At 39.2% G+C, this 24,486-nt stretch carries 24 protein-coding genes and 1 riboswitch; of the genes, 15 read left to right on the top strand and 9 right to left on the bottom strand.

Going from position 1 to position 24,486, the window contains the following annotated elements:
- The first annotated feature begins 70 nt into the window (after nucleotides 1-70).
- Nucleotides 71-1,405, top strand: coding sequence for a polysaccharide biosynthesis protein (locus tag L1999_RS04610; protein WP_235742500.1), 1,335 nt, complete (start codon nucleotides 71-73; stop codon nucleotides 1,403-1,405).
- 80 nt (nucleotides 1,406-1,485) lie between these two features.
- Here the strand turns inward: L1999_RS04610 and L1999_RS04615 are convergent, their stop codons facing one another.
- The 4 genes from L1999_RS04615 to L1999_RS04630 all read right to left on the bottom strand — a co-directional run bounded on the left by L1999_RS04615 (nucleotide 1,486) and on the right by L1999_RS04630 (nucleotide 5,565).
- Entirely contained in the window at nucleotides 1,486-2,124 is a 639-nt protein-coding gene (locus L1999_RS04615) for a Bax inhibitor-1/YccA family protein (RefSeq protein WP_235742501.1), read from the bottom strand.
- Nucleotides 2,125-2,197: 73 nt separating this feature from the next.
- On the bottom strand, nucleotides 2,198-2,590 hold the full coding sequence (gene mscL, locus L1999_RS04620) for a large-conductance mechanosensitive channel protein MscL (RefSeq protein ID WP_235742502.1): 393 nt from the start codon (nucleotides 2,588-2,590) through the stop codon (nucleotides 2,198-2,200).
- Between the two features lie 382 nt (nucleotides 2,591-2,972).
- On the bottom strand, nucleotides 2,973-4,205 hold the full coding sequence (locus L1999_RS04625; RefSeq protein ID WP_235742503.1) for an aminopeptidase: 1,233 nt from the start codon (nucleotides 4,203-4,205) through the stop codon (nucleotides 2,973-2,975).
- Between the two features lie 88 nt (nucleotides 4,206-4,293).
- Complete coding sequence (locus L1999_RS04630; protein ID WP_235742504.1) at nucleotides 4,294-5,565, bottom strand: MDR family MFS transporter; 1,272 nt, start codon at nucleotides 5,563-5,565, stop codon at nucleotides 4,294-4,296.
- Nucleotides 5,566-5,722: 157 nt separating this feature from the next.
- On the opposite strand from L1999_RS04630, the gene L1999_RS04635 reads away from it, so the two are divergent.
- Nucleotides 5,723-7,912, top strand: coding sequence for a DNA topoisomerase III (locus L1999_RS04635; RefSeq protein ID WP_235742505.1), 2,190 nt, complete (start codon nucleotides 5,723-5,725; stop codon nucleotides 7,910-7,912).
- A gap of 123 nt (nucleotides 7,913-8,035) precedes the next feature.
- Here the strand turns inward: L1999_RS04635 and L1999_RS04640 are convergent, their stop codons facing one another.
- Entirely contained in the window at nucleotides 8,036-8,239 is a 204-nt protein-coding gene (locus tag L1999_RS04640; protein WP_215047786.1) for a hypothetical protein, read from the bottom strand.
- Nucleotides 8,240-8,379: 140 nt separating this feature from the next.
- On the opposite strand from L1999_RS04640, the gene L1999_RS04645 reads away from it, so the two are divergent.
- Together L1999_RS04645 and L1999_RS04650 are read left to right on the top strand one after the other, a co-directional pair.
- The gene (locus L1999_RS04645) at nucleotides 8,380-8,754 is read left to right on the top strand and encodes a DnaJ family domain-containing protein (protein WP_235742506.1); all 375 of its coding nucleotides are present in this window, start codon (nucleotides 8,380-8,382) and stop codon (nucleotides 8,752-8,754) included.
- A gap of 459 nt (nucleotides 8,755-9,213) precedes the next feature.
- Nucleotides 9,214-9,304, top strand: a riboswitch (cyclic di-GMP riboswitch).
- Nucleotides 9,305-9,333: 29 nt separating this feature from the next.
- A complete protein-coding gene (locus L1999_RS04650) occupies nucleotides 9,334-9,477 on the top strand; it encodes an anti-repressor SinI family protein (RefSeq protein WP_235742507.1) in 144 nt (47 codons plus the stop codon).
- A 45-nt stretch (nucleotides 9,478-9,522) separates the two neighbouring features.
- On the opposite strand, the gene L1999_RS04655 is transcribed toward L1999_RS04650, so the two are convergent.
- Nucleotides 9,523-9,852: a helix-turn-helix domain-containing protein gene (locus L1999_RS04655; protein WP_215047789.1), complete on the bottom strand. Its 330-nt coding sequence runs from the start codon at nucleotides 9,850-9,852 to the stop codon at nucleotides 9,523-9,525.
- 321 nt (nucleotides 9,853-10,173) lie between these two features.
- Here L1999_RS04655 and map point away from each other — a divergent pair, with 321 nt between their 5' ends.
- A complete protein-coding gene (gene map, locus L1999_RS04660; protein WP_235742508.1) occupies nucleotides 10,174-10,923 on the top strand; it encodes a type I methionyl aminopeptidase in 750 nt (249 codons plus the stop codon).
- Between the two features lie 47 nt (nucleotides 10,924-10,970).
- On the opposite strand, the gene L1999_RS04665 is transcribed toward map, so the two are convergent.
- On the bottom strand, nucleotides 10,971-11,195 hold the full coding sequence (locus L1999_RS04665) for a DUF1128 domain-containing protein (RefSeq protein WP_098532862.1): 225 nt from the start codon (nucleotides 11,193-11,195) through the stop codon (nucleotides 10,971-10,973).
- A gap of 223 nt (nucleotides 11,196-11,418) precedes the next feature.
- Here L1999_RS04665 and L1999_RS04670 point away from each other — a divergent pair, with 223 nt between their 5' ends.
- Together L1999_RS04670 and L1999_RS04675 are read left to right on the top strand one after the other, a co-directional pair.
- On the top strand, nucleotides 11,419-11,784 hold the full coding sequence (locus L1999_RS04670) for a YtxH domain-containing protein (protein ID WP_235742509.1): 366 nt from the start codon (nucleotides 11,419-11,421) through the stop codon (nucleotides 11,782-11,784).
- 25 nt (nucleotides 11,785-11,809) lie between these two features.
- Nucleotides 11,810-12,646 (top strand): YihY/virulence factor BrkB family protein, encoded by an 837-nt coding sequence (locus L1999_RS04675; RefSeq protein ID WP_235742510.1) that lies wholly within the window; start codon nucleotides 11,810-11,812, stop codon nucleotides 12,644-12,646.
- 233 nt (nucleotides 12,647-12,879) lie between these two features.
- On the opposite strand, the gene L1999_RS04680 is transcribed toward L1999_RS04675, so the two are convergent.
- Entirely contained in the window at nucleotides 12,880-14,799 is a 1,920-nt protein-coding gene (locus L1999_RS04680; protein ID WP_235742511.1) for a heavy metal translocating P-type ATPase, read from the bottom strand.
- 217 nt (nucleotides 14,800-15,016) lie between these two features.
- Nucleotides 15,017-16,195, bottom strand: coding sequence for an MFS transporter (locus tag L1999_RS04685; RefSeq protein WP_235742512.1), 1,179 nt, complete (start codon nucleotides 16,193-16,195; stop codon nucleotides 15,017-15,019).
- Nucleotides 16,196-16,366: 171 nt separating this feature from the next.
- On the opposite strand from L1999_RS04685, the gene cax reads away from it, so the two are divergent.
- From cax to L1999_RS04725, 8 genes are all read left to right on the top strand, one after another.
- Complete coding sequence (gene cax / locus L1999_RS04690; protein ID WP_235742513.1) at nucleotides 16,367-17,425, top strand: calcium/proton exchanger; 1,059 nt, start codon at nucleotides 16,367-16,369, stop codon at nucleotides 17,423-17,425.
- A 384-nt stretch (nucleotides 17,426-17,809) separates the two neighbouring features.
- Complete coding sequence (locus L1999_RS04695) at nucleotides 17,810-18,430, top strand: YczE/YyaS/YitT family protein (RefSeq protein WP_235742514.1); 621 nt, start codon at nucleotides 17,810-17,812, stop codon at nucleotides 18,428-18,430.
- Nucleotides 18,431-18,531: 101 nt separating this feature from the next.
- A complete protein-coding gene (locus L1999_RS04700) occupies nucleotides 18,532-19,341 on the top strand; it encodes a YfkD famly protein (RefSeq protein WP_235742515.1) in 810 nt (269 codons plus the stop codon).
- A 131-nt stretch (nucleotides 19,342-19,472) separates the two neighbouring features.
- On the top strand, nucleotides 19,473-19,670 hold the full coding sequence (locus L1999_RS04705) for an SE1561 family protein (protein WP_235744249.1): 198 nt from the start codon (nucleotides 19,473-19,475) through the stop codon (nucleotides 19,668-19,670).
- Nucleotides 19,671-19,799: 129 nt separating this feature from the next.
- Complete coding sequence (locus L1999_RS04710; protein ID WP_275677367.1) at nucleotides 19,800-21,344, top strand: fumarate hydratase; 1,545 nt, start codon at nucleotides 19,800-19,802, stop codon at nucleotides 21,342-21,344.
- 374 nt (nucleotides 21,345-21,718) lie between these two features.
- A complete protein-coding gene (locus L1999_RS04715; RefSeq protein ID WP_235742516.1) occupies nucleotides 21,719-22,675 on the top strand; it encodes a nuclease-related domain-containing protein in 957 nt (318 codons plus the stop codon).
- A gap of 79 nt (nucleotides 22,676-22,754) precedes the next feature.
- Nucleotides 22,755-23,522, top strand: a complete 768-nt coding sequence (gene pdaA / locus L1999_RS04720) for a delta-lactam-biosynthetic de-N-acetylase (RefSeq protein ID WP_235742517.1) — start codon at nucleotides 22,755-22,757, stop codon at nucleotides 23,520-23,522.
- A 155-nt stretch (nucleotides 23,523-23,677) separates the two neighbouring features.
- Nucleotides 23,678-24,484: an amino acid ABC transporter substrate-binding protein gene (locus tag L1999_RS04725; protein ID WP_235742518.1), complete on the top strand. Its 807-nt coding sequence runs from the start codon at nucleotides 23,678-23,680 to the stop codon at nucleotides 24,482-24,484.
- The last annotated feature ends 2 nt before the right edge of the window (nucleotides 24,485-24,486 follow it).

Below are 24,486 nucleotides of genomic sequence, written 5' to 3' on the forward strand. Positions count from 1 at the left end.
TTTCTCCTACTATTCAAGGGACTTGTCTCATAAGTTAGTAAAAGAGATGAGAGTAAGGGAGATTTGCAAATTGGGTATTTATTATAAAGGAATCTTTTTTCTAGCTGCTTCTGCTTTCTTGGGTGAAATGATTGAGGTTTTAATCAATATGATTTTGGCGAGAGAATTGGGATCTCATGGGCTGGGACTTTATATGACAATCCTTCCATCCATTTTTTTACTGGTGTTATTGTCTAGCTTTGAATTACAAGTTTCCATTTCAAAGTTCATTGCTGAGAGGGAGCAGCGGTATCACCGTACGATTCTTTATCATGCTATGACCATCACTATCACTTTTACTTGTATTCTATTTTTAGCAGCCGCTGCGCTCCTTCCGTTTATCTCGGTATTTGATAATTACCATCCATATGTCAGATGGCTGGTTTTGATTTTAATCCCAGTTATCTCGTTCACCTCTGTGGCAAGAGGCTACTTTATGGGTGTTCAGGAAATGGGGAAAATAGCGGTTTCCAACTTCCTTCGTAAGGCAGTCCAGCTAGTAGGCTTATTTATCCTCTTTCGCTATTTTGAATATGATGCGGAGGCCTCGTTATTAATTGCGATTTGCGCCCTGATTGGCAGTGAGGTTGTGATGTTTTTATATCTGTTCTACTTGTTCATTATTCAATTTCAACAGTTAAAACGGAAGCCCTTCTCTAATATGAACCGAAAAGGGGTACGGAAAAACTTAATCGCTGTGTCGATTCCAACGACAGGCCTGCGGCTATTCTCAGCGGTCATGAATGCCGTTCAACCGTTTGTGATCAAGGGAGCCTTGGTTTACTCTGGAGTGTCGAGCACCCTGGCAACCCAACAATTCGGCATGCTGATGGGGGTGGCGGCTTCGATTGGATTTTTCCCGGCTTTTATTGCACACTCGTTAATGATCGTGCTGATTCCAGCCGTTTCTAAGACCAATTCACAAAAGGATTACGCAACCTTGCAAAAAATGCTCCAACAGGTGATGACGATAACGTTTCTATATGGTGTTCCTGCTGTAGCAATTTTTTACTTTTTCGCTCCGGAACTAACCTCTTTATTTTTTAAATCGGATACATCTGCTGTTTATTTGCAGCTGCTCTGGCCGTTTTTTCTCTTTCATTTCTTTATCATGCCAATGCAGGCTTTTTTAATTGGTCTTGATATGTTAAAAGAGTTGTTTTTTCATATAATTTGGTCGACCATTATCTCCTTTGCTTTAGTCCTGTGGCTTGGCTCCTCGCACGACTGGCAGATGAATGGGGTAATTATCGGCATGAATACAGGGGCCGTTCTTTTGGCTCTCATGCATTACTTAACAATCTGTAAGAAGATTGGGGTTTCTATTTTTATGAAAGGGATGGTTACAAATGCAGCGGAACGATGAGCTTTTTTTAAAGCGGAGGGGGCAGCAGTTATCGAGACTAAAAAAACAGGAGCTTGGCAATTTGCCAAACTCCTGTTTTTTTAGTCTCTACTTGAAACAATTCCAAGGATACGAAGAATGCTGATAAATAAGTTAATAAAATCAAGATATAAATTTAAGGCCATCAACGGCACATCTTCAGCTCTTACTCCGTAGTGCTTCATACGGCTGATATCGAAAAGAACATATCCGCTAAAAACTAAAACACCGACAAAGGAGTAAGCTAGCATTCCTGTCGAGCTTAAAGGGAAGAAGATATTATAAAGTGAAATGGCTACTAATGCTAAGATAGCTGCCAGTAAGAACCCGCCCAAGAAAGAAAAATTACGTTTGGACTTTGCTGCGTAAATGGCAATCCCTGAAAAGACTACGGTTGTGCTCGCAAATGCCATCCCGACTACATTAGCTCCTGAAGTAGAAAGGTAGTAAGCTACGATCGGATACAAGGTAATCCCTGAGATAAAAGTAAAGATATACAAAAAGCCATAAGAAACTGCTTTTCTCCTTCTAAAGAAAAAGGCGGTTATCAACATAATAAATTCTAAAATCATTAACGGCATAAACAATCCAGGCGGAACAACAAATGCCCCTGCCATCGTCCCTAAGAAGGCAATTGCTAATGAAAGTGCAAACGTCCTTAAAACGGAAGGCATAAATTCAGTCGATGTTTGTGTATACAAAATCTTCACCTCAAAATGAATTTGATAGAAAGTCTAGTCTCTGACTTCCTTATTAAGATATACGTATAAGTGGTCAAGATGTTTCATTTTTTCTAAAAGATTCTTGGTTTTCTTTTAAAAGGTCACGAATCTCCGCCAAAAGCTCTTCTTGACGTTCTACTTTTACCACGACCTCGGCAGGTGCTTCCTTCTTTTTAAAACGGTTAATGAACTTTACAAATAGGAAAACGGAAAATGCAATGATAAAGAAATCAACCACCGACTGGATGAATTTCCCGTAGTTCAAGCCGAGAAACGAAAGCTCCGCAAAGGAGTCCACTCTCCCAAGTAACAGCGCAACAATTGGCATAATAATATCGGCGACAAGCGAAGAGACGATTTTTCCGAATGCTCCGCCAATGATTACCCCAACGGCTAAATCAATGACATTGCCTTTAATAGCAAACTGTCTAAATTCTTTCCACATTTAAGCAGCCTCCCTTGCTTTTTTTCTTAATTGTTCATTTTATCTTTACCTAGCAAGAAAGGCAACTAGATATTTTTGGTACATATGGTCCGTTTAGGATATTAATTTCATTTTTAGGATCATAACCGCCGAAGCCCCACCAAGTTGTGGAGTACGAAGGATAAGAAGGGTTCATAACTGCCGAAGCCTCACCAAGTTGTCGAGTTCGAGGGATAAGAAGGGTTCATAACTGTCGAAGCTTCACCGTGCTGCCGTGTTGGAGGGATAAGAAGGGTTCATAACGGCCGAAGCCTCACCAAATTGCCGTGTTCGAGGGATAAGAGACACAGTGAAGGAATAACTCCAGCTCCATCCCTCAATCACGTCATTCTGCTATCGTTTTTTAAAAAGCCCAGTTACCCGCTCTGAAGATAGGTTCTGTTTTTCCATCAACCGTTACTCCGTCAATGTCCATATCCTTAGAACCAATCATGAAATCAACATGGGTAATACTTTCGTTAAGCCCATTTTGTGCTAATTCCTCTGAAGACATTTTCTTTCCGCCTTCAATACAAAAAGCGTAGGCACTGCCGATCGCTAAATGATTTGAGGCATTTTCATCAAATAAAGTATTGAAGAAAAGAACATTGGATTGTGAAATGGGAGAATTATAAGGAACAAGCGCTACTTCCCCAAGATAATGTGAACCCTCGTCAGTTTCCACAAGTCGCTTCAAGATTTCTTCGCCTTCTTCTGCTTTCACACCAACAATTTTCCCATTCTCAAACGTAACCGAAAAACGGTCGATGATATTGCCGCCATAGCTTAAAGGCTTCGTACTTGCAACCGTGCCGTTCACACCGATTTTTAGAGGGACAGTAAAGACCTCTTCAGTTGGCATATTTGCCATAAACTCATGCCCGCTTTCATTAACACTACCGGCACCTACCCAAAGATGTTTCTCCGGCAGTTCGATGGTTAAATCTGTTCCTGGCGCAGTATAATGAAGTTCTTTGTATCTTTTCCCATTTAGATAGTGAACCTTCTCATGAAGGGTTTCGTCATGTTTTTTCCAAGCCTCGACCGGATTTTCTGTATCGACCCGGACAGATTTGAAAATAGCTTCCCAAAGCTTATTTACTTGATTGTCACTCGGTTCGTTCGGAAATACTTTCGCAGCCCAATCCTTTGAGGCTGCAGCAATCACTGTCCAACTGACTTTGTCTGATTGGATGGCTTTCCGATAGTGGGAAAGTGCCTTTCCGGCTGCCTTCTGGAAGTTAGCGATTCGCTCAGGATTGACCCCTTTTAATAAGTCAGGACTGGAAGAAATAACCGACATAAAGGCTGCCCCTTTTTCTGCTAGATCCTCCATTTCCTTTGCACGCCATACCGGATACTCTAAGAAAGCCTCATCTGGTGCTAAATCATATTTTGTTCTTGAAACAAAATCATCATTCCAGTTCACAATGACATTTAGTGCGCCTGTTTCGTAAGCCTTTTTGACAATAAGACGAACCAATTCAGCTGCTTCTAAAGTGGCATTTACCACCAAACTTTGGCCTTTTTGAATATTCACACCAACCTTAACAGCTAGCTCGGCATATTTTTCAAGATTTTTAATAAAATCACTCATAGTATGTATCTCCTTTTTATCAGAATCTTCCTATATTGTAGCGTGTTCAAATGGAAAAATAAACCGTAAACCATAGTAATGAAGCAGTCTAAGCTGTGATTCTGCTTTTTTGTTTTTCGAACACATAAAACATAATCCAATATAATCCTGCACTCGCAAGGGCAAGCAGACAAAGAATGAAGAACGTCCATCCATAGCCCACCCAAACAGTCATTGGAATGGCAAGAGGGGCGATTGTCCGGCTAATCGTAAATCGCAAGCTGGCCGCTGCGAAATATTGGCCTCTCATATGCTCTGGTGCAAGTTTGGAAACAAAACCTTGCTGCAATCCAGCTCCCATTAATTCTGCAAAAGTAAAAATGGCCATTGCGAAAATTAATCCCCAAATCCAGTGTGTCTGACTAAAAATAACAATAGATATTGCGTAGACAACAGATGAGAGGGCGAAGACGTTTCTCTCATAATATTTACTCATCCATCTTGTTACAAAGACCGTCAACAAGGCAACAAGGAAACCATTTTCAGCTAAAACAATTCCAAATGCCTGCTCTCCTTTAATAAGGAACGACCAATCGCCAATGGTTAGCAGACTTTGGTCTTTTACATAATCCTTGATATAGACCGGTATTAATAAGTCCAATTGCATAAAAGTCTGACCTGCTAAAACTCCAGCAATTATGAACAGAAGGAAGGTTTTATCTTTCACAATTAAAGCATAGTCTCTTATTTGGTTCCTTAAAAAATAATACCATTTTCCCTCGGTGGTGAGAGAGCTCCTTGTTTGCGAGGGGACGGTTTCCCGAGTCCATTTTGTCAGGATTAAGCCTACTAAAATACAAACAGCCCCAGCAAAAAGCAATAGCTGAAAGCGATAATGAACATAAAAAATCGATCCCAAAATGGGCCCGACTACAACAGCTATGTTAATCGATGTGTAAAAGATAGCAAACACATCACTGCGGTCCTTTTCCTTGACCACGTCGGCGACCATGGCCTGACTTGCGGGCCAGTAAAATGAACCAAACACACCTGCTGCCGTAAACGCCACAAATCCTAACCACGGAGACTGAAGCCATGGAGAACTGGCTAAGGCAAAGCATAAGAATGAAAGCCCCTGGCCGAAAGAAGCTAGAACCATCATTCGTTTTCTTCCAAAGCGGTCAGCAAAATATCCGCCCATTAGGTTAGCTAATACAGAAAATACTTGTGAAAACACTAATAATAAACCTGCTTTATTTTTGCCAAACTCTTCAGCAAAATAAATCGATAAGAACGGAAAAAACATCCAGTAGGTGATATTCACCAAGGCTTCCGCAAATAATCGAACCTTTAAATTTGCATCCCAATCCCTTATCCTCATAAGAATCCTCGTTTCTCTTTATGCGTGCCACTACATCATACTATCCCCTTGGAAGTGGATTCAAGGGAAAAAAAGCCACTTCCCCGGCTAAACTGAATTTAATGATGTTTTATGCTATATTAGAGGTTAATGGGTTACCGAAAGGATGTTTAGAAAAGTGAAAAAAAGTGTAGTTATAGCCGAAAAACCCTCTGTCGCTCGAGATATAGCACGAGTAATGCATTGTAATAAAAAAGGGAATGGTTTTTTTGAAGGAGATAAATATATTGTTACATGGGCATTAGGACATTTAGTTACCCTTGCAGACCCCGAAGTGTATGACGATAAATATAAAACCTGGAAAATAGAAGATTTGCCAATGCTTCCAAATGAGCTGAAGCTTGTTGTCATTAAGCAAACGAGTAAGCAGTTTCATACTGTTAAAAGCCAATTACAACGCTCTGATGTCGGGGAGATTGTTATTGCAACAGATAGTGGTCGTGAAGGGGAATTGGTTGCAAGATGGATACTTGCTAAGGCAAAGGTGAATAAACCTACAAAACGTCTATGGATATCTTCCGTTACTGATAAAGCAATTAAAGATGGCTTTGCGAAATTGAAGCCGGGCAAGGACTATGAGAATTTATATCATTCTGCTGTTGCACGGTCAGAAGCGGATTGGTATATCGGTCTTAATGCCACCCGTGCATTAACAACTCGTTTCAATGCCCAGCTAAACTGCGGCCGTGTTCAAACTCCAACGGTTGCAATCATTGCAGCGCGGGAGGATGAAATCAAAAACTTCAAACCGCAAACCTATTACGGGATCGAAGCCCAAACAACCGACAATTTAAAATTGACTTGGCAGGATCCAAAAGGAAATAGCCGCAGCTTTGATAAAGAAAAAACCGATGCAATTGTGAAAAAACTAGGCAAACAAAATGCCATTGTAAAAGAAATTGAGAAAAAACCGAAGAAGTCTTTTTCTCCGGGTCTTTATGATCTAACTGAACTACAGCGCGATGCGAATAAAATCTTTGGCTACTCTGCAAAGGAAACGTTAAACATTATGCAAAAACTATACGAGCAGCATAAAGTCTTAACCTATCCTCGTACAGACTCGCGTTACCTTTCTTCTGATATTGTCGAAACACTTCCTGAACGTTTGAGGGCATGTGGAGTTGGAGAATATCGTCCGTTAACTAATAAGATCTTAAGCAAGCCGATAAAAGCTTCGAAAGCATTCGTTGATGATAGTAAAGTATCCGATCACCATGCGATTATTCCAACAGAAGGGTATGTAAACTTCTCGGCTTTCACCGATAAAGAACGAAAAATTTATGACTTAGTGGTAAAACGATTTTTAGCGGTGTTATTCCCGGCATTCGAGTATGAGCAGCTAACGCTTCGTGCAAAAATCGGGGAGGAGAACTTTGTTGCAAGGGGAAAAACCATTTTATCAACCGGGTGGAAAGAAGTATACGAGAATCGCTTTGATGACGAGGATGCAGCAGAAGACCTAAAGGAACAGATTTTACCTCGCATTGAAAAAGGCGATACCCTTATCGTGAAACTAATCGCTCAAACATCTGGTCAAACCAGTGCACCTGCCCGTTTTAATGAGGCAACGTTACTATCAGCAATGGAAAACCCTACGAAGTATATGGAAACCAAAAGTAAGCAACTGGCCGAAACTTTAAAATCAACTGGTGGATTAGGAACTGTCGCAACCCGTGCTGATATTATTGATAAGCTTTTCAATTCATTCTTAATCGAGAAGCGCGGCAAAGACATTCATCTTACTTCTAAAGGACGTCAATTGTTGGATTTAGTGCCTGAAGAATTAAAATCTCCTGCCTTAACAGCTGAATGGGAACAAAAGCTAGATCAAATTGCCCATGGAAAGTTGAAAAAAGATGCGTTTATCAGCGAAATGAAAAAATATACAAAAGAAATTGTTGCTGAAATTAAATCGAGCAATAAAAAGTATAAGCATGACAATATCTCAACAAAAAGTTGCCCAGATTGTGGTAAACCAATGCTTGAAGTAAATGGGAAAAAAGGTAAAATGCTTGTGTGCCAAGATCGTGAATGTGGACATCGCAAAAATGTTTCGCGAGTCACCAATGCGCGCTGCCCGCAATGCCATAAAAAACTGGAACTCCGAGGAGAAGGGGAAGGACAAATTTTTACTTGTAAATGCGGGCACCGTGAGAAACTATCTGCTTTCGAAGCGCGCCGTAAAAAAGAATCGGCCGGTAAGGTGGATAAACGTACGGTGCAAAAGTATCTGAAAAGCCAAAACAAGGAAGAAGAGCCCATTAATACAGCTTTGGCAGATGCTTTAAAAAAGCTGAATCTAAAATAAGCTGTATGTGTTGCAATATAGAAAAGAGGCTCCGATCCCTAATCTAAAAGGTTGAGGAATCCAGCCTCTTTCTTCCTTTTATAAAAGAGTTCATCAAAAAAGGCGTGAAAAACTCACGCCCTTTTACTTCATATGATTTGGGAGCCAGCGGCCAGTATCTACACGCTGTTCCTCCTCATTCTCGATTCTATTCTTAAAAGCTTCTTGGGTAACAATTAATTCTTCATCTCCAATGGCTTCCTTTACATGCTTTTCTGTAAGGCTGTCCTTTGGAAAATTACCTGGGTGATTTTTCTTTTTGTGTTCAAAATGTTCTCCACGAGCCAACGTTAACACTCCTTTCGTCTTCGCATGTAGTTTCCCCAAACATTCCTAAAAATAAATTGGAATCATTTTTCCAATTTATCAATAGGTCAGCAGTTGGTATAATTATGAGAGACAATCGAGTGTAAAAGGAGGCATTGAACATGGACTTTTTTCAGATTCTGTCAGAAGACCGAATAAAAAAAGCGTATCAAGATGGTGAATTCGATTCACTGCCTGGCTTTGGCAAACCAATGCAGCTTGAGGATTTATCCGGCATTCCTGAGGACATGCGTATGGCCTATAAAATAATGAAAAATGCCGGTTATACAGAGGATGAAAGACGCATACGTCAAGAAATGCTGAACATTGAAGATCTCCTCAAAAAATGCGATGATAACGACAGGAAGAACCTTCAAAAAAAACTAAATGAAAAGCTGCTCAGGTTTAATCAGTTAATGGCAAAGAGGGGCGTTAAAACAAATTCTTCCATGTTTAAAAACTATGAGTTAAACCTTCAACGCAAAATAAATAAATAAGAAGAGCTGGTTTGGTGAATAGGGAGCTACTCATCACCAGCTTTTTTTTCTTGTTCAATCGGTTTGCACATTCTGTCTAATAAAAAGCCAGCAACCACCATAAAGGCAATAGGGATGGAAAAATTCAAAACATGTATCAAGGTCATTTTACACACCTACCTCATATTTTTTGAATTTTTAGTATATTTATATGTTGTTTAAATTATATGTCAGTTGTCACACTTTAGACAAATTTAACCCTAACCAGTAATTCAGGGAAAATTTGTAAATAAAAAGTAGTTATTTGTAGAATTATAGGAGAAATTGATTTAAAAAGGTGTTAGAAAATTAGTAAAAAATGACAAAAAACAACACAATCCAGTTGCGGTAATCGATATAATGAACATATCACAAAAAGATTAAGTAAAAAGACCTAGATAAAAAGTGTTGGTGAAAAGATTGCATTACTTAAGTAGGGAAAGCAGAAAAGGGCAAACCTGTTGAAAAGCAGGGACGCAAAGCCGAGGATCTAAGGCAGGGAAAAAGCTGCTATGATGGCCGGGTTACCTGGAATACAGAGGTATTTTGGGAGTGAGTAGAATGGTGATTACTGAAAAAGAAATGGATGTTGTTGATCAGGAATGGATGGAGCTTATTTTAGAGGCAAGAAAAATCGGACTCTCCATCGAGGATGTGCGCAATTTTCTTACACAGGATGAGTTAAAATCATCAGCTACATATTAAAAAAAAGCATTCTACAAAAATAAACGCTTTTGTAGAATGCTTTTTTTATTCATTATTATTTTGATTAATCCGCCATTTATTAAATTCGAGAAAATCCTTGAATTGCTCTTTAGAAACACCAGAATTCATGGCTTCTTTGACAAGGTTCATCCAATCCGTATCTAAATCGTCCTTATTGATTTGTTCGTGAATCAGATGCTCGACAGGAAGATTTAATACGCCGGCAATTTTTTCAAGAAATTGAATGGAAGGGTTCTTTTGTAAATTTCTTTCTAAAGAACTTAAATAAGATTTTGCAACTCCCGCTTGCTCAGCAAGCTCGGATAGTGACATCTTCTTTTCTAAGCGGTATTTTTTAACACGGTCACCAATCATTGAATCTCACACACCTACATTTTAAATTTTTCCGATAAACAGTGTAATTACATTTTAATCGGTCAGAGTTCTTTACATATATTCTATCAAAAAGGTTGATGAAGTACCATATTAAGAACAGACTATTATTACAATATCATGAACTATGTGAATATTTTCCTAGACCTAGGACCTGTGGAAGGTTTGTTTTGAAAAAAAAGCTCAATAGCGTTACTATTATGTTGTTGCCATTATAGTATGAAAGAATAATGTTCTAAACCACACTACAGCGAACAATATCAATGAATGTACATAAATATAATCAAAAAGGCAGGGAATCAGATGATTGTATTAAAATCACAACGTGAAATTGAAGCAATGAAAAAGGCGGGAGAAATACTTGCAGCCTGTCATAAAGAAATTGCTAAGCTTATTAAACCAGGAATCACCACGTGGGAAATTGAAGAATTTGTAGATGAATTTCTCAGGAAACATGGAGCAACACCTGAACAAAAAGGGTATAAAGGATACGAATATGCAACCTGTGCTAGTATAAATGACGAGGTATGCCACGGGTTTCCTCGAAAGGATCCATTAAAAAATGGAGATATTGTTACTATTGATATGGTTGTAAATTATAATGGGGCGCTTGCGGATTCTGCCTGGTCTTACGGTGTTGGCGAAATTCCGGAGGAAGCAGCCCATTTATTAAATGTTACAAAAGAAGCCTTATACAAAGGGATTGAGCAGGCGGTTGTCGGGAATCGAATTGGAGATATCGGTCATGCGATCCAAACGTATGTAGAAGGGGAAGGGTTTTCTGTTGTTCGTGATTTTATTGGCCATGGTATCGGCGCAGTTATGCACGAGAAACCAGATATTCCGCATTATGGGCTTCCAGGCAAGGGGGCACGTATCAAAGAGGGAATGGTATTTACGATTGAGCCGATGGTAAATATCGGACGATACCAGACCAAAATGGATCTCAACGGCTGGACTGCTCGAACAATTGATGGCAAATATTCTGCCCAATATGAGCACACACTAGCCATAACAAAGGACGGTCCCATAATTTTAACTGAACAAAAATAAACGAAAGACCCGTTATTTGGATAGATCTAAATAACGGGTCTTTTTTATTATTTCTTTCTAAGACTACCAAGTTCCTCGACTAAAGCCTGCATTTCATTTGGACTAAACGATTTCTTCTTCAAGACCATTTCATAGATTTCTTTTAATTCTTCGTACATTTCTTCATCGAAATGGGAGGGTTTAATTGCTCCAAGGTTCAGCACCTTTAATTTTTCTTTTATTTGTTCGATCATGAATTCGACATTCTCAACAGACTTTTCTGATAAATTCATTTTCCGTCACCCTTTTCACAAATTTTAATCCCATCTTTTCATGTTAAAAAGTATCTGTCAATACTAATCTCATTTGTAGTTTGTCCAAAGAAAATCATTAATGATATCGATCTGTTTGCATTGTAAGGTTTGATATCGCAAAATAAATGGTAAGATAAACAATGGTATTATTTTCTTTTATGATGAGCAAATGATAATTATAAAGAGGGAAGGAGAGGTTAAGATGACAAGAAAAAACCAGTTTTGGAAGGGGATCCTGCTAGGGGCAATTGCAGGTGGTGCACTTAGCTTATTAGATAAAGATACACGTGAGGCTATGAAGGAAAATGTAATAAAGACTTCTGGAAAGGTAGGGTATATCATCCGTCATCCTGATGAAGTATCTGAAAAAGTGAAGGAAACAGCTGCAAAATTTAAATCGACCTTTGAAACAGTTAGTGAGGATATAACCTTTATTACTGAAAAAGTCGAGGAGTTAAGGGAACTGACACCACAGGTAACGGAAATGATTAAAGAAACAAAAGAAACCTTTGCTGTTAATGCGGAAGATGATTTATTTGACGATGTAACAGTAGGAAAGGGCGAATAAATCTCAAATAAAAAGGAGGATCTATATGGACAAGAAAGCAAATGTACGCTCTTCATTAATTAGATTACTTTGGCATCGGATTGAAGAAGATGATCTTCCCGGTTTGAGTGCGCAATTGGCCTACTTTTTTCTTCTTTCCTTATTTCCACTTTTAATTGTATTATTTACGCTTCTTCCGTATTTCCCGATTCCACATCAGAATATACTCGGGATGATCAAGGATTTCGCACCTGATGAGGCAATGGCACTTATTGAAAAAAATGTTAAAGAAATTATGAGTCAACGAAATGGCGGCTTGCTTTCGTTCGGGATTATCGGGACCATTTGGTCGGCATCGAATGGAATTAATGCCATCGTAAGGGCTTTTAATAAGGCATATAACGTGAAGGAAAGCCGTTCCTTCATTGTCGCAAGGGGTATGGCGGTTTTATTAACATTTGGTATGATTTTTGTTTTCTTACTTGCCCTTATCCTCCCTGTTTTTGGTAAGGAAATAGGCCTTTTTTTATTCTCCCAATTAGGCTATACGGAAGAATTTATAAAGATTTGGAATGCGTTAAGCTGGCTGGGCAGTGCGATCATTTTATTTCTAATTTTTACCGGGCTTTATTGGATTGCACCAAATGTCAAAATCAAATGCAAAAGTGCTTTTCCGGGGGCTATCTTTGCCACGGTAGGCTGGATCATATCGTCAATGGGTTTATCCTTCTACGTCGGGAATTTTAGTAATTATTCTCTTACATATGGGGGGATTGGCGCAATTATTGTGTTAATGATTTGGTTATACCTATCCGCCTTTATTATTATTCTTGGCGGTGAAGTAAATGCCTTCTACAGTGAAAAATACAAGACAAACTGCTAACACTTACCTTACTGAAAATAACTTATCAGGCCAAACTATGATTAGGGGCTTAGCACCCGAACATCAAGGGAGGATGACAAGATGACAAAGCATACGAAAAAAGATGGCAGCACAAAGCAAAAAGGTAAAGGCAGTAAGGGGAATAAAACTTCAGGTTCTGCAAACGGATCTAACGGCTATCACTAAGCCTTCTATAAAAGGACCAGGTGAGAAAATTCACCTGGTCCTTTCGATTACCTTGATTTTAACAACCTAAGGCTATTTAAGATCACAAGAATAGTACTTCCTTCGTGACCGATGACTCCGAATGGTAAATCCAGCAGTTGAAAGAAATTCGAGCATATGAGCAACATAATTACAGCAATAGAGAAGACGACATTTTGTTTAATAATCTTGTTCATTCGCTGTGAAAGACGGACAGCCTCGGCAATTTTGGGCAAATCATTTTTCATTAACACAATATCCGCCGTTTCGAGGGCTACATCTGTTCCTTCTCCCATTGCAATTCCAACGCTAGCAGTGGCGAGTGCCGGTGCATCATTAATTCCATCCCCAACCATGGCGACCGTTTTGTATTTCTGCTTAAGTTGTTTTAACTGCTCCACCTTTTCTTCAGGAAGACATTCTGCGTAAAATTCATCCACATGACTCTCAGCAGCTATAGCATGGGCTGTTTTTTCACTATCACCGGTCAGCATGATCGTCTTTATGTTTTGTCTCTTTAAATCCTCAATCGCATGCTTAGTTTCCTCGCGAACCACATCTTTCATCGCAATCATCGCACTAAGCACACCATCAATCTCAATAAAAACTAAGGTATTCCCTAAGCCAGCCAGTTCTTTCGATTTACCTTCAGCAAACGTATCGGCCTCGTCGTTTCCAACAAACGCTGCCTTACCAATTTTCCACTGCTCGCCGTTAATGGATGCTTTTACACCCCAGCCGGGTATGTCTTCAAGGCTGTCTGGTTGTAATAATTCCTGTTTTAACGTTTGTTTAGTGTATTTGACAATTGCTTGTGCAAGTGGATGTGTTGATTGGTTCTCAATCGATGCAGCTTTTAAAATAAGTTCTTCTTTATTAAGTCCTTCTTTTACAATGACTTCGGTTACTTCGGGTTTTCCTTTTGTTAAGGTACCCGTCTTATCAAAGGCAATCGCTTCTAAATGTCCTAAATTTTCTAAATGGACACCGCCTTTAACTAAGATTCCGTGCTTTGCCCCATTTGAAATGGCAGAAAGGGTGGCAGGCATAATTGAGGCAACAAGGGCACATGGTGAGGCAACAACCAGTAAAATCATCGCCCGATAAAAAGACTCATGCCAGCTCCAGCCAAGTAAGAAATAGGGTAAAAAGAACATGCTGATCACGACAAGCAGGACCACTTTTACATAGGTTCCTTCAAAGCGCTCAATAAAAAGCTGAGAAGGCGATTTTTCACTTTGAGCCGATTGAACCAGTTGAATGATTTTTTGAAAAAGTGTATCGGTGCTTGCCTTGTTTATTTGGACTGTAATTGATCCAGTCAAATTGACCGTACCAGCAAACACTTCTGCTTGCTCGCGCTTCGAGACAGGCATAGATTCTCCGGTAATGGCCGCTTCGTCAATATTGGTTTGCCCCTTTATGATCACCCCATCAGAGGGCACACGCTCACCCGGTTTAATTAAAATATGGTCACCCACTATTAGTTCAGAAACGGCGACTCGCTTTTCATATCCATTGGTAATCAGTAACGCCTCTTGCGGCTGCAGTTCCATTAAGGAGGAGATCTCCTTGTGGCTTTTATTCATGGTGTAGGTTTCCAAAGCTCCGCTGACAGCGAAAATAAAGATTAGCACGGCTCCTTCTGTCCAATAACCGATAATGGCCGAACCGACTGCAGCAAATATCATTAGCATTTCTACGTTTAGTTCCTTATTTTCATAGGTGGCCTCGATCCCTTCTTTTGCCTTGGCAAACCCCCCAATGACGAATGCTAATAAATAGGCAATAATCGCTTCGACCCCATAATCATACTTATCAAACAGCCAGCCTGCCGCGATTAAGATGCCGCTTAACCCTGCAGCGATCAATTCAATATGTGGTTTTATTTTTTCAATCAAACTGGTTTCTTCAATCCCCTTTGTTAAAACTTTTGCATCTGAACTCATTGTACTCCCCCCTTATCATTGATACGGCTAGCTTCAGTGCCTAAACAAGGCGCTGAAGCTTTTGAATCTAATTGATAAAAATAATCATCTTCATTACCCTTAAAAAACACGAAAGCTGTCATCAAGTGATGACAGCACAAATCTCGACATATATTCTTTTTATTTATTTTACCATATATCGTATGTTTAAGGATATGATTTTGCTTTTAAAAAGCACTTAGGAATTTTGCTGTTCAAGCCTTACCTCCGTGTTTTTTGCAAAGGAAAAAATGATGAAGGTGACGATTAGAAGCATCGTGCTAATAATGTAAAAGAAACTTACATGTTGAAAAAATTTAATAAATAGCCCGCCAATGATGGGTCCGCTTAAACTGCCAAGGCTATAGAAGATTCCACATAATAAATTCCCTGTTGGCAGCAGAAACCTTGGAACCAAATCCGTCATAAAGCTAATACCGAGTGAGAAGGTCGAACCCACAACCATCCCAGAAAAAAGAAAAGCGATGAAAAGGCCAATAAACGAGTGCTCCACAAAACTAGCCATCGTAAAACTTAAAAATCCAAGCAGCAACACGATCATTAAGACATTTCTCCTCCCATATTGATCACTTAACATTCCTAAAGGGAGCTGTGTAATGATGCTGCCGACGGCAAATACAGAGAGAACAAGAGAAACATTGGAAACATTAATGTTGGTCCGAAGAGCGTAAACGGGAAAGCTTCCGTTTAAGCAAGATTCTAAGAACCCATATGTAAATGGAAGTAAAAATGCAACCCAGCCGTATTTGAAAGCTTGCTTAAATTGTTTAATGGTTGCTAAAAAAGAATGAAGGTTGACAGTTTGTTCAGGAAACTCATTTTTCAACGTAAATACAAAACCCCAGCCAATTAAACATAAAATCGAAGAGATAATAAAAGGTAAGGATTGAGTAATCGTGACGAGCGGGGTCATTAAAGGTCCTGCCGCAAAACCAATTCCAAAAAACAATCCATATAAGGAAATATTGCGGCCGCGTTTTTCTGCTGGAGAAGACGAGGTGATCCACGTTTGTGTTGCAAAATGGAGGGAGTGGTCACCAATTCCAATCAGTAATCGTAACGCAAACCAAAACCAAAATGTCTTCCATAGCGGGAATAAAGCAAGTGAAATAGCAACAAGACCTCCGCCCCAAACGATGACAGGCTTGTATCCATACTTTCTTAATGGCCTTTCCATAAACGGAGAGACTAAGAGTATTCCGATATATAAGGCGGTTGCATTAAACCCATTTAATGAAGGAGATACACCGTTCTTTTCAAAAATAATCGCAATGAGCGGAAGGAGCATCCCTTGAGAAAATCCTGAAATTGCCACAATACTGACAAGAATCCAGAAACGTACATTTATTTTATTCATAAAACATCCTCGCGTAATGTAAAGTAAGTTTATTAGTCCCTCCATGATGGTATCTAGAAAGTAGGTCATTTGCAAGGGAATTGTTACCTAGACATTTTACTCGTTTTTAGGTAAATTAAGGAACATATGGAAACATATAAAAACTAGTTCGAAGTAACTGGAGGGAATGCATTGACGAATAAAGTTTTTATGCTAATGACATTCATTGGGGTTCCAGTGTCTGTGATTGGGACCATGATGCACTGGTCGAGCATTATATTATTTATCCTGTACTGTTTAACGATTATCGCCTTATCGAGTTTTATGGGGAGGGCAACGGAGAGCCTTGCCATTGTGGCTGGTCCTCGGATTGGCGGACTGTTGAATGCCACTTTTGGAAATGCGGTTGAGCTGATCATTTCCATTTTCTCCTTGAAGGCAGGTCTTGTAGGCGTGGTTTTGGCCTCGTTAACCGGTTCAGTACTAGGGAACTTACTGCTTGTTGCGGGGCTCTCCTTTTTTATTGGCGGTTTAAAATTCAAGCGTCAGGAATTTAATGTCTATGATGCCAGACATAATTCCGGCTTGTTAATGTTTGCTGTCATGATTGCCTTTGTTATTCCAGAAGTATTTTCCATTAATATGGATGATTCCAGTACACTAACCTTAAGTATAGGAACATCCGTTATTTTAATTCTGCTTTATTTAGCTGCTCTTTTCTTTAAGCTGGTTACCCATCGCGGGGTCTATCAATCAGGAGCCCCGAAAGAGGTCCATGACGAAGAGGTTCCCGAATGGGGGAAGGGGAAAGCAATCGCAGTTCTCCTCATCGCAACCCTTGCCGTCGCTTATATTTCCGAACACCTCGTTCATACGTTTGAATATGTTGGGGACACTTTCGGCTGGTCTGAATTATTTATTGGGGTCATTATTGTCGCTATCGTCGGAAATGCCGCAGAACATGCCTCTGCCGTTTTGATGGCCTACAAAAATAAGATGGACGTTGCTGTTGAAATTGCGATTGGATCTACCTTACAAGTGGCGATGTTTGTCTTGCCAGTGCTAGTTCTAGTTTCACTACTTTTTGAAACGTCGATGCCGCTTATTTTCAGCTGGCAGGAATTAATCGCCATGGTTTCGTCAGTCCTATTGATGGTGGTTATTTCGAATGACGGCGAGTCCAACTGGTTTGAAGGATTAACATTACTAGCTGCCTATGTCATTATGGGGATTGGATTTTTCTTGTTATAGAAATAGAAAAGACTCTATGCCAAATGGTATAGAGTCTCCTTTTTACAAACTTTTTCAATGTACGGTAAATGCTCATCCATGTGCTATAATAATTCAGCACTATTTTTTAAGGGTTCTAAATCAATCGTTTTCATTTTGTGGGTACCATCAATCACCAACCTTCATGTTTAGTGGAAACTAATAGTAAAACACGAGTGTTGAATTTCATATAAGACGGGAATCCCAACCTCCTTAAGCTAAGTAAAAGTAAGTATATCGTAAACCGATTGATTACTGCCCTCCTTTTTTTAAGGTTAAGTTTATTATAATTCCTAGTTAAAGTTTTGTAAATAATCAGATTATTACAATTTTGTTACTTCTGTACCAATACTTAAGGAGCGAGAAATGAAATTTACGATACGATTACTATTTTTTATTATTGGGCTAGCAATCATGACCTTTGGTGTATGTATGACCATTAAGGTTGCGGACATTGGGGTGGGGGCATGGGATGCATTGAATGTTGCCCTGACAGAAAAATTGGGGTTATCGGTGGGGAAGTGGGTCATGATTGATGGGGTTATTTTAGTCTTTGTTAATGCCCTCTTAGTAAAAAGAAGACCAGATATCTTCTCTCTTATGACAATCATTGTGATTGGCTTGTTAGTCGACTTTTGGCTCGATACTGTTTTCAGTTTGTTTCAAGTTGATGACCTGCCAGTGAAACTGGTCATGCTATTGCTCGGGATTTTGATTATCGGTTTTGGCGCCTCTATCTATTTACAGGCAAAGTTTCCTCAAAGCCCGATTGATAATTTTATGCTAGCGATTAAGGAGCGGTTTCAAGTTAACTTGATGGCAGCAAAGACCATTGGTGAAATTACTGCATTGATTCCGGCTTTTTTCCTACATGGACCTATTTCCTACGGTACTCTTATTATTACGTTTACTGTTGGACCAGCCATTCAACTGTTTTTTCCCTATTTTGAAAAATTTATGCAGCATTTGCAAATGAAATATTCATAGTATGGCTAAAAAAGTCTTAGAGGGAAATGGATAATATGAGGGAACTCCGAAAAAACTACTAGCAGACTGATTAATGTTCTTAGTGAAAGGAGTTCCCACTCGTGAAGAAAAATGTTTCTTTACTTATGACATTGCTCTTAATGTTAACCTTTATACCGTCTGCTTTTGCTCAAAAAGCTCCGGTAAAACAATCTGCAGTAAAATATCAGGTTCCACCATCGGTTCGTAACATTTCAAAAGAAAATACGTATCCGAATTCAACACAGGACTTGCCATTGCTGCAGCCAAGTGATATGACCAAAAAACTGATTAATTCTTCAAGAGTTAAAATTGAAAACCCTGATCTGATTCGGATGCTTAATGAGTCAAGCATTAGCAGTTCACCGTTTGCAATTGGGTATAGGGCGATTATTTATCTGGGCCAGTGGCCATTAAACTACGAATCATCGGAAACTTCCCCAAACTGGGAGTATCAAAAAATTAACACCAACTATTTTGATAATCGTGGCGGCAAAACTCCGTATCAAATCAAGTATGTACAGGAATCGCAAAAGGTTATCAGAGGCGGTTTAACTTCTAAAATTCCCGATGCAGAAGAAGTTAAAAAGATGATGTTGTTGAAGGCAATGGAAAAGACTCGTCTTCCGCTAGCCTTTGAAACCATTATTGGCACAGGGACCAAGAATGACCACATTTACAATATCCCGCCAAATCGCTTGGGTTATTTATATGCTTATGCGCCAGGGGTGAATGAAAAAGGAAAGGTAACCTACGGGGAAGTCTATTTGATGCTAAAAGGAAGTAAAAAGTTTATTGTGATCAAAAACGTTACATCCCAAGGCATTGGTGCTTGGATTCCTGTCCAGGATTATGTTTCCTTCGGATTTGCGGCCTCTGAACGGCCAAGATAATCGTGTGGATTTTTTAGGGCTCCTCAAACCGAGGGGTTCTTTTTTTAGGGAAAAGGGTAAAATATGATTAATCCATTGCCAAAGTTGTTATATTTCGATAGGATGGAACGGTAATGAAAGGAGTGGATCATTTGGGCAGCCCAATTCAGAATAAAAATACACAAGTGGATTTCCTAAAACACCGTTTAAACATGTTCATCGATGTACTTGATGCGATTGATCCGGAAGAAACGGATTTAGAGGATATTGATCGTTTAATCTCGATGCTCGATGAGATGGAGTCTAAGTGCCGTGAATTTACTAATCGTGATGTGAGTGAGTCTGTTTAAGAACAGGCTCTTTTTTACTGGGGAAATTTCCTTTAATTCTAATGGTTATAGGAGTATAATGTAAGCGTGTAAATAGTTGTAAAATTAAAAATAGATAAAATTGCAGACAAGGGGAAAGGGGTACTCGAATTGAATATCGAAAAATTTCAAGAAAGCATGTACGAGCTAATTGTTGAAACATCAACGAAACTCCCGAAAGACGTTCGCCGTGCTGTGTTAGCGGCAAAGCAAAAAGAAAATGCAGGAACAAGTGCCGCAATGAGTCTTGCAACGATTACCAACAATATTAAAATGGCTGACGATCAAGTTTCACCAATTTGTCAGGATACTGGTCTGCCCACTTTTAAAATTAAAACGCCAGTGGGTGTTAACCAATTAGAAATCAAAGAAGCGATTAGAAATGCCATTGTCCTCGCTACAAATCAAGGAAAACTGCGACCGAACTCCGTTGATTCCTTAACTGGTAAAAACAGCGGTGATAACCTGGGTGCCGGGGTACCGGTTATTAAATTTGATCAATGGGAAAAGGACTATATTGATGTCCGATTAATTTTAAAAGGCGGCGGCTGTGAGAACAAAAACATTCAATACAGCCTGCCATGTGAATTAGAAGGGCTCGGACGCGCTGGCCGCGACCTTGATGGCATCCGTAAATGTATCATGCATTCTGTTTACCAGGCACAGGGCCAAGGCTGCAGCGCCGGGTTTATCGGGGTAGGTATCGGCGGTGACCGTTCATCAGGTTATGATTTAGCAAAAGAGCAATTATTCCGTTCGGTTGAAGATGTGAATCCAAATGAGGATCTTCGCAAACTAGAAGAGTATGTAATGGAAAATGCCAATAAGTTAGGAATTGGAACAATGGGCTTTGGCGGCGAAGCAACTCTTTTAGGTTGTAAAATCGGCGTCATGAACCGGATTCCAGCTAGCTTTTACGTTTCAGTTGCCTATAACTGCTGGGCATTCCGCCGCTTAGGTGTGAGTATCGATGCTTCGACAGGTGAGATTAATGAGTGGGCTTATCAGGATGGTGAGTTTATCGATTTCGCTGAAACGGAAGCTGAAAAGGAAACAGCTGCTGCGTTGTCGTCTGATGTGATTACGTTAGAGGCACCTATAACAGAAGAAAAGATTCGCTCGTTGAAAGTTGGCGATGTTGTTCAAATTAATGGTTTAATGTACACCGGTCGTGATGCGATTCATAAGTATTTAAGTGATCATGATGCACCGGTTGATTTGAATGGACAGGTTATCTATCATTGCGGTCCAGTTATGTTGAAGGACGAGGATGGCCAGTGGCATGTGAAGGCTGCCGGTCCGACAACTAGTATTCGTGAGGAACCTTATCAAGGTGATATTATGAAGAAGTTTGGTATCCGTGCCGTGATTGGTAAGGGCGGAATGGGACCAAAAACATTGGCAGCCTTGCACGACCATGGCGGTGTGTATTTGAACGCAATTGGCGGCGCTGCTCAGTATTATGCGGACTGTATTAAAGGCGTTGAAGGCGTTGATTTGATGCAGTTTGGTATTCCTGAAGCCATGTGGCACCTTCGTGTTGAGGGCTTCACGGCCGTTGTCACGATGGACTCACACGGAAACAGCCTGCATGCGGATGTAGATAAGTCTTCTTTGGAAAAGTTAGCTCAGTTTAAGGAGCCGGTTTTTAAATAAGAGAGGGTTGGGGATAGGCGTGAGAGTGGCGCCTGTCCTCTTTTTATTGAAGGAAGTTGGTAAAAAAATACAATTTTTGTTGAATTAACTTTGGATTTTGTAGAATTTCTCTGGTTTTTTGTAGAATTAAGGTCATTATATTTTTAAATGGTAATTAATTTCCGGATTTTGTAGAATTGAAGCCTTGATTTGTAGAATAAATTAAATAATTGTAGAATTCCTCCACTGTTTTGTAGAAATCAGCATCAACTTTGTAGAATTCCTATAACAAGATGCCCTATTTTATTAAATTCATAAAAAGTTCATGTAATTATTAAAGGATAATTCCTCAAATAAAACGAAAATATTCTTCATTATGAAAGGAGGCATGAATTTTGTTTGTTAAAAACTTAAAAGTACCAATTATTTTGCAAAAAGCGGAAGCTCTTGAGAAAAGAATTCCCCCAAATCATCCTAGAATTTCCGATTTAAAATCTTTTATCAAAAATTTACGATCAGGATATAATGGCGAAAGGAAAATAAATTATTATTTAAACCAAATACCGCCGCAAAGGTTCTATATTTTCCACGATCTTCGTCTACAATATGGTGAGAATGCCTACTTCCAAATTGATGCCCTGCTTCTCTGCTCGAGAGGAATATTTATGTTAGATGGTAAAAATCACTCAGGAAAACTAACTATAGAACCGAATCAAATGATCCAAGATTATGATGGAAAAAGAGTTATTTATGAAAATCCTATTTCCCAGGCCAACCGTCATAATCTATTGTTAAATTATTTTTTAGAAAAAAATAAGATACCAGCTGTCCCAATAGAATCCCTTGTGGTGATTTGCAGATCCTCAACTGAACTAGTTATTAGTCCTGGATATACAGAAGCTGCAAAGAAAGTCTGCCGGTTAAGTGACTTACTAAAAAAATTAGACGGACTATATCACCGTTATAATCGAGAGCTACTAGATAACAAAACCTTGGAAAAAATAAAAAAACTGCTTCTAAAGAAACATACCCCATTATATACAGACCTCTATGAAAAATTTGAAATTTCAAAAACTGAAGTAGTTACCGGCGTCCAATGCCCCAAGTGTCTTTCTTTTTCAATGGATTATCATAGGAAGATTTGGCAGTGTCCTACCTGCAAATTTGTTTCCCAAGATGCCTATCTGAATGCAGTAAGAGATTACTTTTTGTTAGGAAATTCCTCGTTTACAAACATGGAATTACGGTCATTCCTTCACGTTCCATCTTCACGGGCTACCACCTATACCATATCATTATTAAATTTCCCTTATACAGGTTCAACCAAGGGCCGCTCCTACCACCCCCCCTAAAGATTTCCTATAAATACTAATCATCCTTTTCCCTTTAATAACAAACACTAAAATGAACAAAATAATAGGGGGAACATGGATGAAACGCTTAATCACCTTTCTTGCCATCATGTGCTTAATAATCCCGACAAGTACCTATGCGGCGGTATCCAACCAGCCGATTAACTGGGGGTTTAAAAAAGCCCAAAACGAGATTCCGCCGGAAGCGGGTGCTCAGTATGATCAACTCTTAGCCAAATACGGGGCTTTTTATAAAGGCGACCCTAACTCAAAAATCTTATATGTTACCTTTGACAGCGGCTATGAAAATGGCTACACTCCGAAAATTCTTAAAGTCTTGAAAAAAGAAAAAGTCCCAGCAACCTTTTTTGTGACAGGCCACTTTCTAAACTCACAGCCTGAGCTTGCCAAGCAGATGGTAAAAGAAGGACATATCATCGGCAATCATTCCTGGAGCCATCCAGACTTTACGGCTGTTGGTGATGCAAAAATTCGGGAAGAGCTAAAAAAAGTAAAGGTTAAAACACAAGAAGTAACCGGGCAAAAAGGAATGAAGTATCTTCGCCCGCCTCGGGGTGTATTTAGTGAAAGAACCATGAAAATTGCCAAAGAAGAGGGCTACACACATGTCTTTTGGTCACTTGCTTTCGTGGACTGGAATATTAATCAGCAAAAAGGCTGGCAATATTCCTACAATAATATCATGAGGCAAGTTCATCCAGGCTGTGTCCTCCTGCTTCATTCGGTTTCAAAAGATAATGCGGATGCATTAGAACAAGCGATTAAAGATTTGAAAAAGAGGGGCTATAAATTTAAAAGCCTTGATGATTTTCCTAAACCGAAATAAATGCAAAAAGCTGAATTCAACCTGAATTCGGCTTTTTGCATTTTCTACTTTTTAAAAAGTCTTTTACTATAATAAAACTATTTTGTTGACATAATAGAATTTCTGGATTAATGTAAAAAAATAAACAATACCGATAAGAATATGGGGGATTAATTGTGAGAAAATATTTACTATCTATTGTAAGCATACTTTTATTGTTTGCACTAGCTGCATGTAACAATACAGAGAAAAAGAATGATTCAGCATCAACTGCTAATAAATCACTTTATGATCAAATTAAAGCGAAAGGTGAGATAACAATAGGTACTGAAGGTACTTATGCTCCATTTACCTTTCATGATAATAACGATAAATTAACCGGTTTTGATATTGAAGTTGCGACAGAAGTATTTAAGCGTCTAAACATTAAGCCAAAATTTATTGAAACAAAATGGGACGGAATGATTGCCGGCCTTGATGCGAAACGTTATGATATGGTTGCAAACGAAGTGGCGGTTCGCCCTGAGCGCCTTGAAAAATACGATATGTCCGATCCTTATATCGCTTCAAAAGCAGTATTGGTTGTAGGATCAGAAAATAATACGATTAAATCGCTTGATGATTTAAAAGGTAAAAAAGTTGGACAGTCATTAGATAGCAATTACCGGGTCATTGCTGAAAAACATGGGGCAACTAATACAGTGGTTGACGGTTTTAACCAAGCAATTGATTTAATTACTTCTAAACGAATTGATGGAACCATTAATGATAGTCTTTCTTATTTAGATCTAAAGAAACAACGTCCTGATTTACCGATTAAGGTTGTTTATACAGAACCAAACGCTACAAAAAATGCTTTCTTATTCCGTAAAGACAACCCTGAATTAGTTAAGGCTGTAAATAAAGCATTAGCAGATATGAAAAAAGACGGAACCTACTTGAAAATTTCCAAGAAATACTTTGGAGAAGATGTTTCTAAGTAAAG

The organism is Neobacillus drentensis, assembly GCF_021560175.1.
Taxonomy (GTDB): domain Bacteria; phylum Bacillota; class Bacilli; order Bacillales; family Cytobacillaceae; genus Neobacillus; species Neobacillus drentensis_A.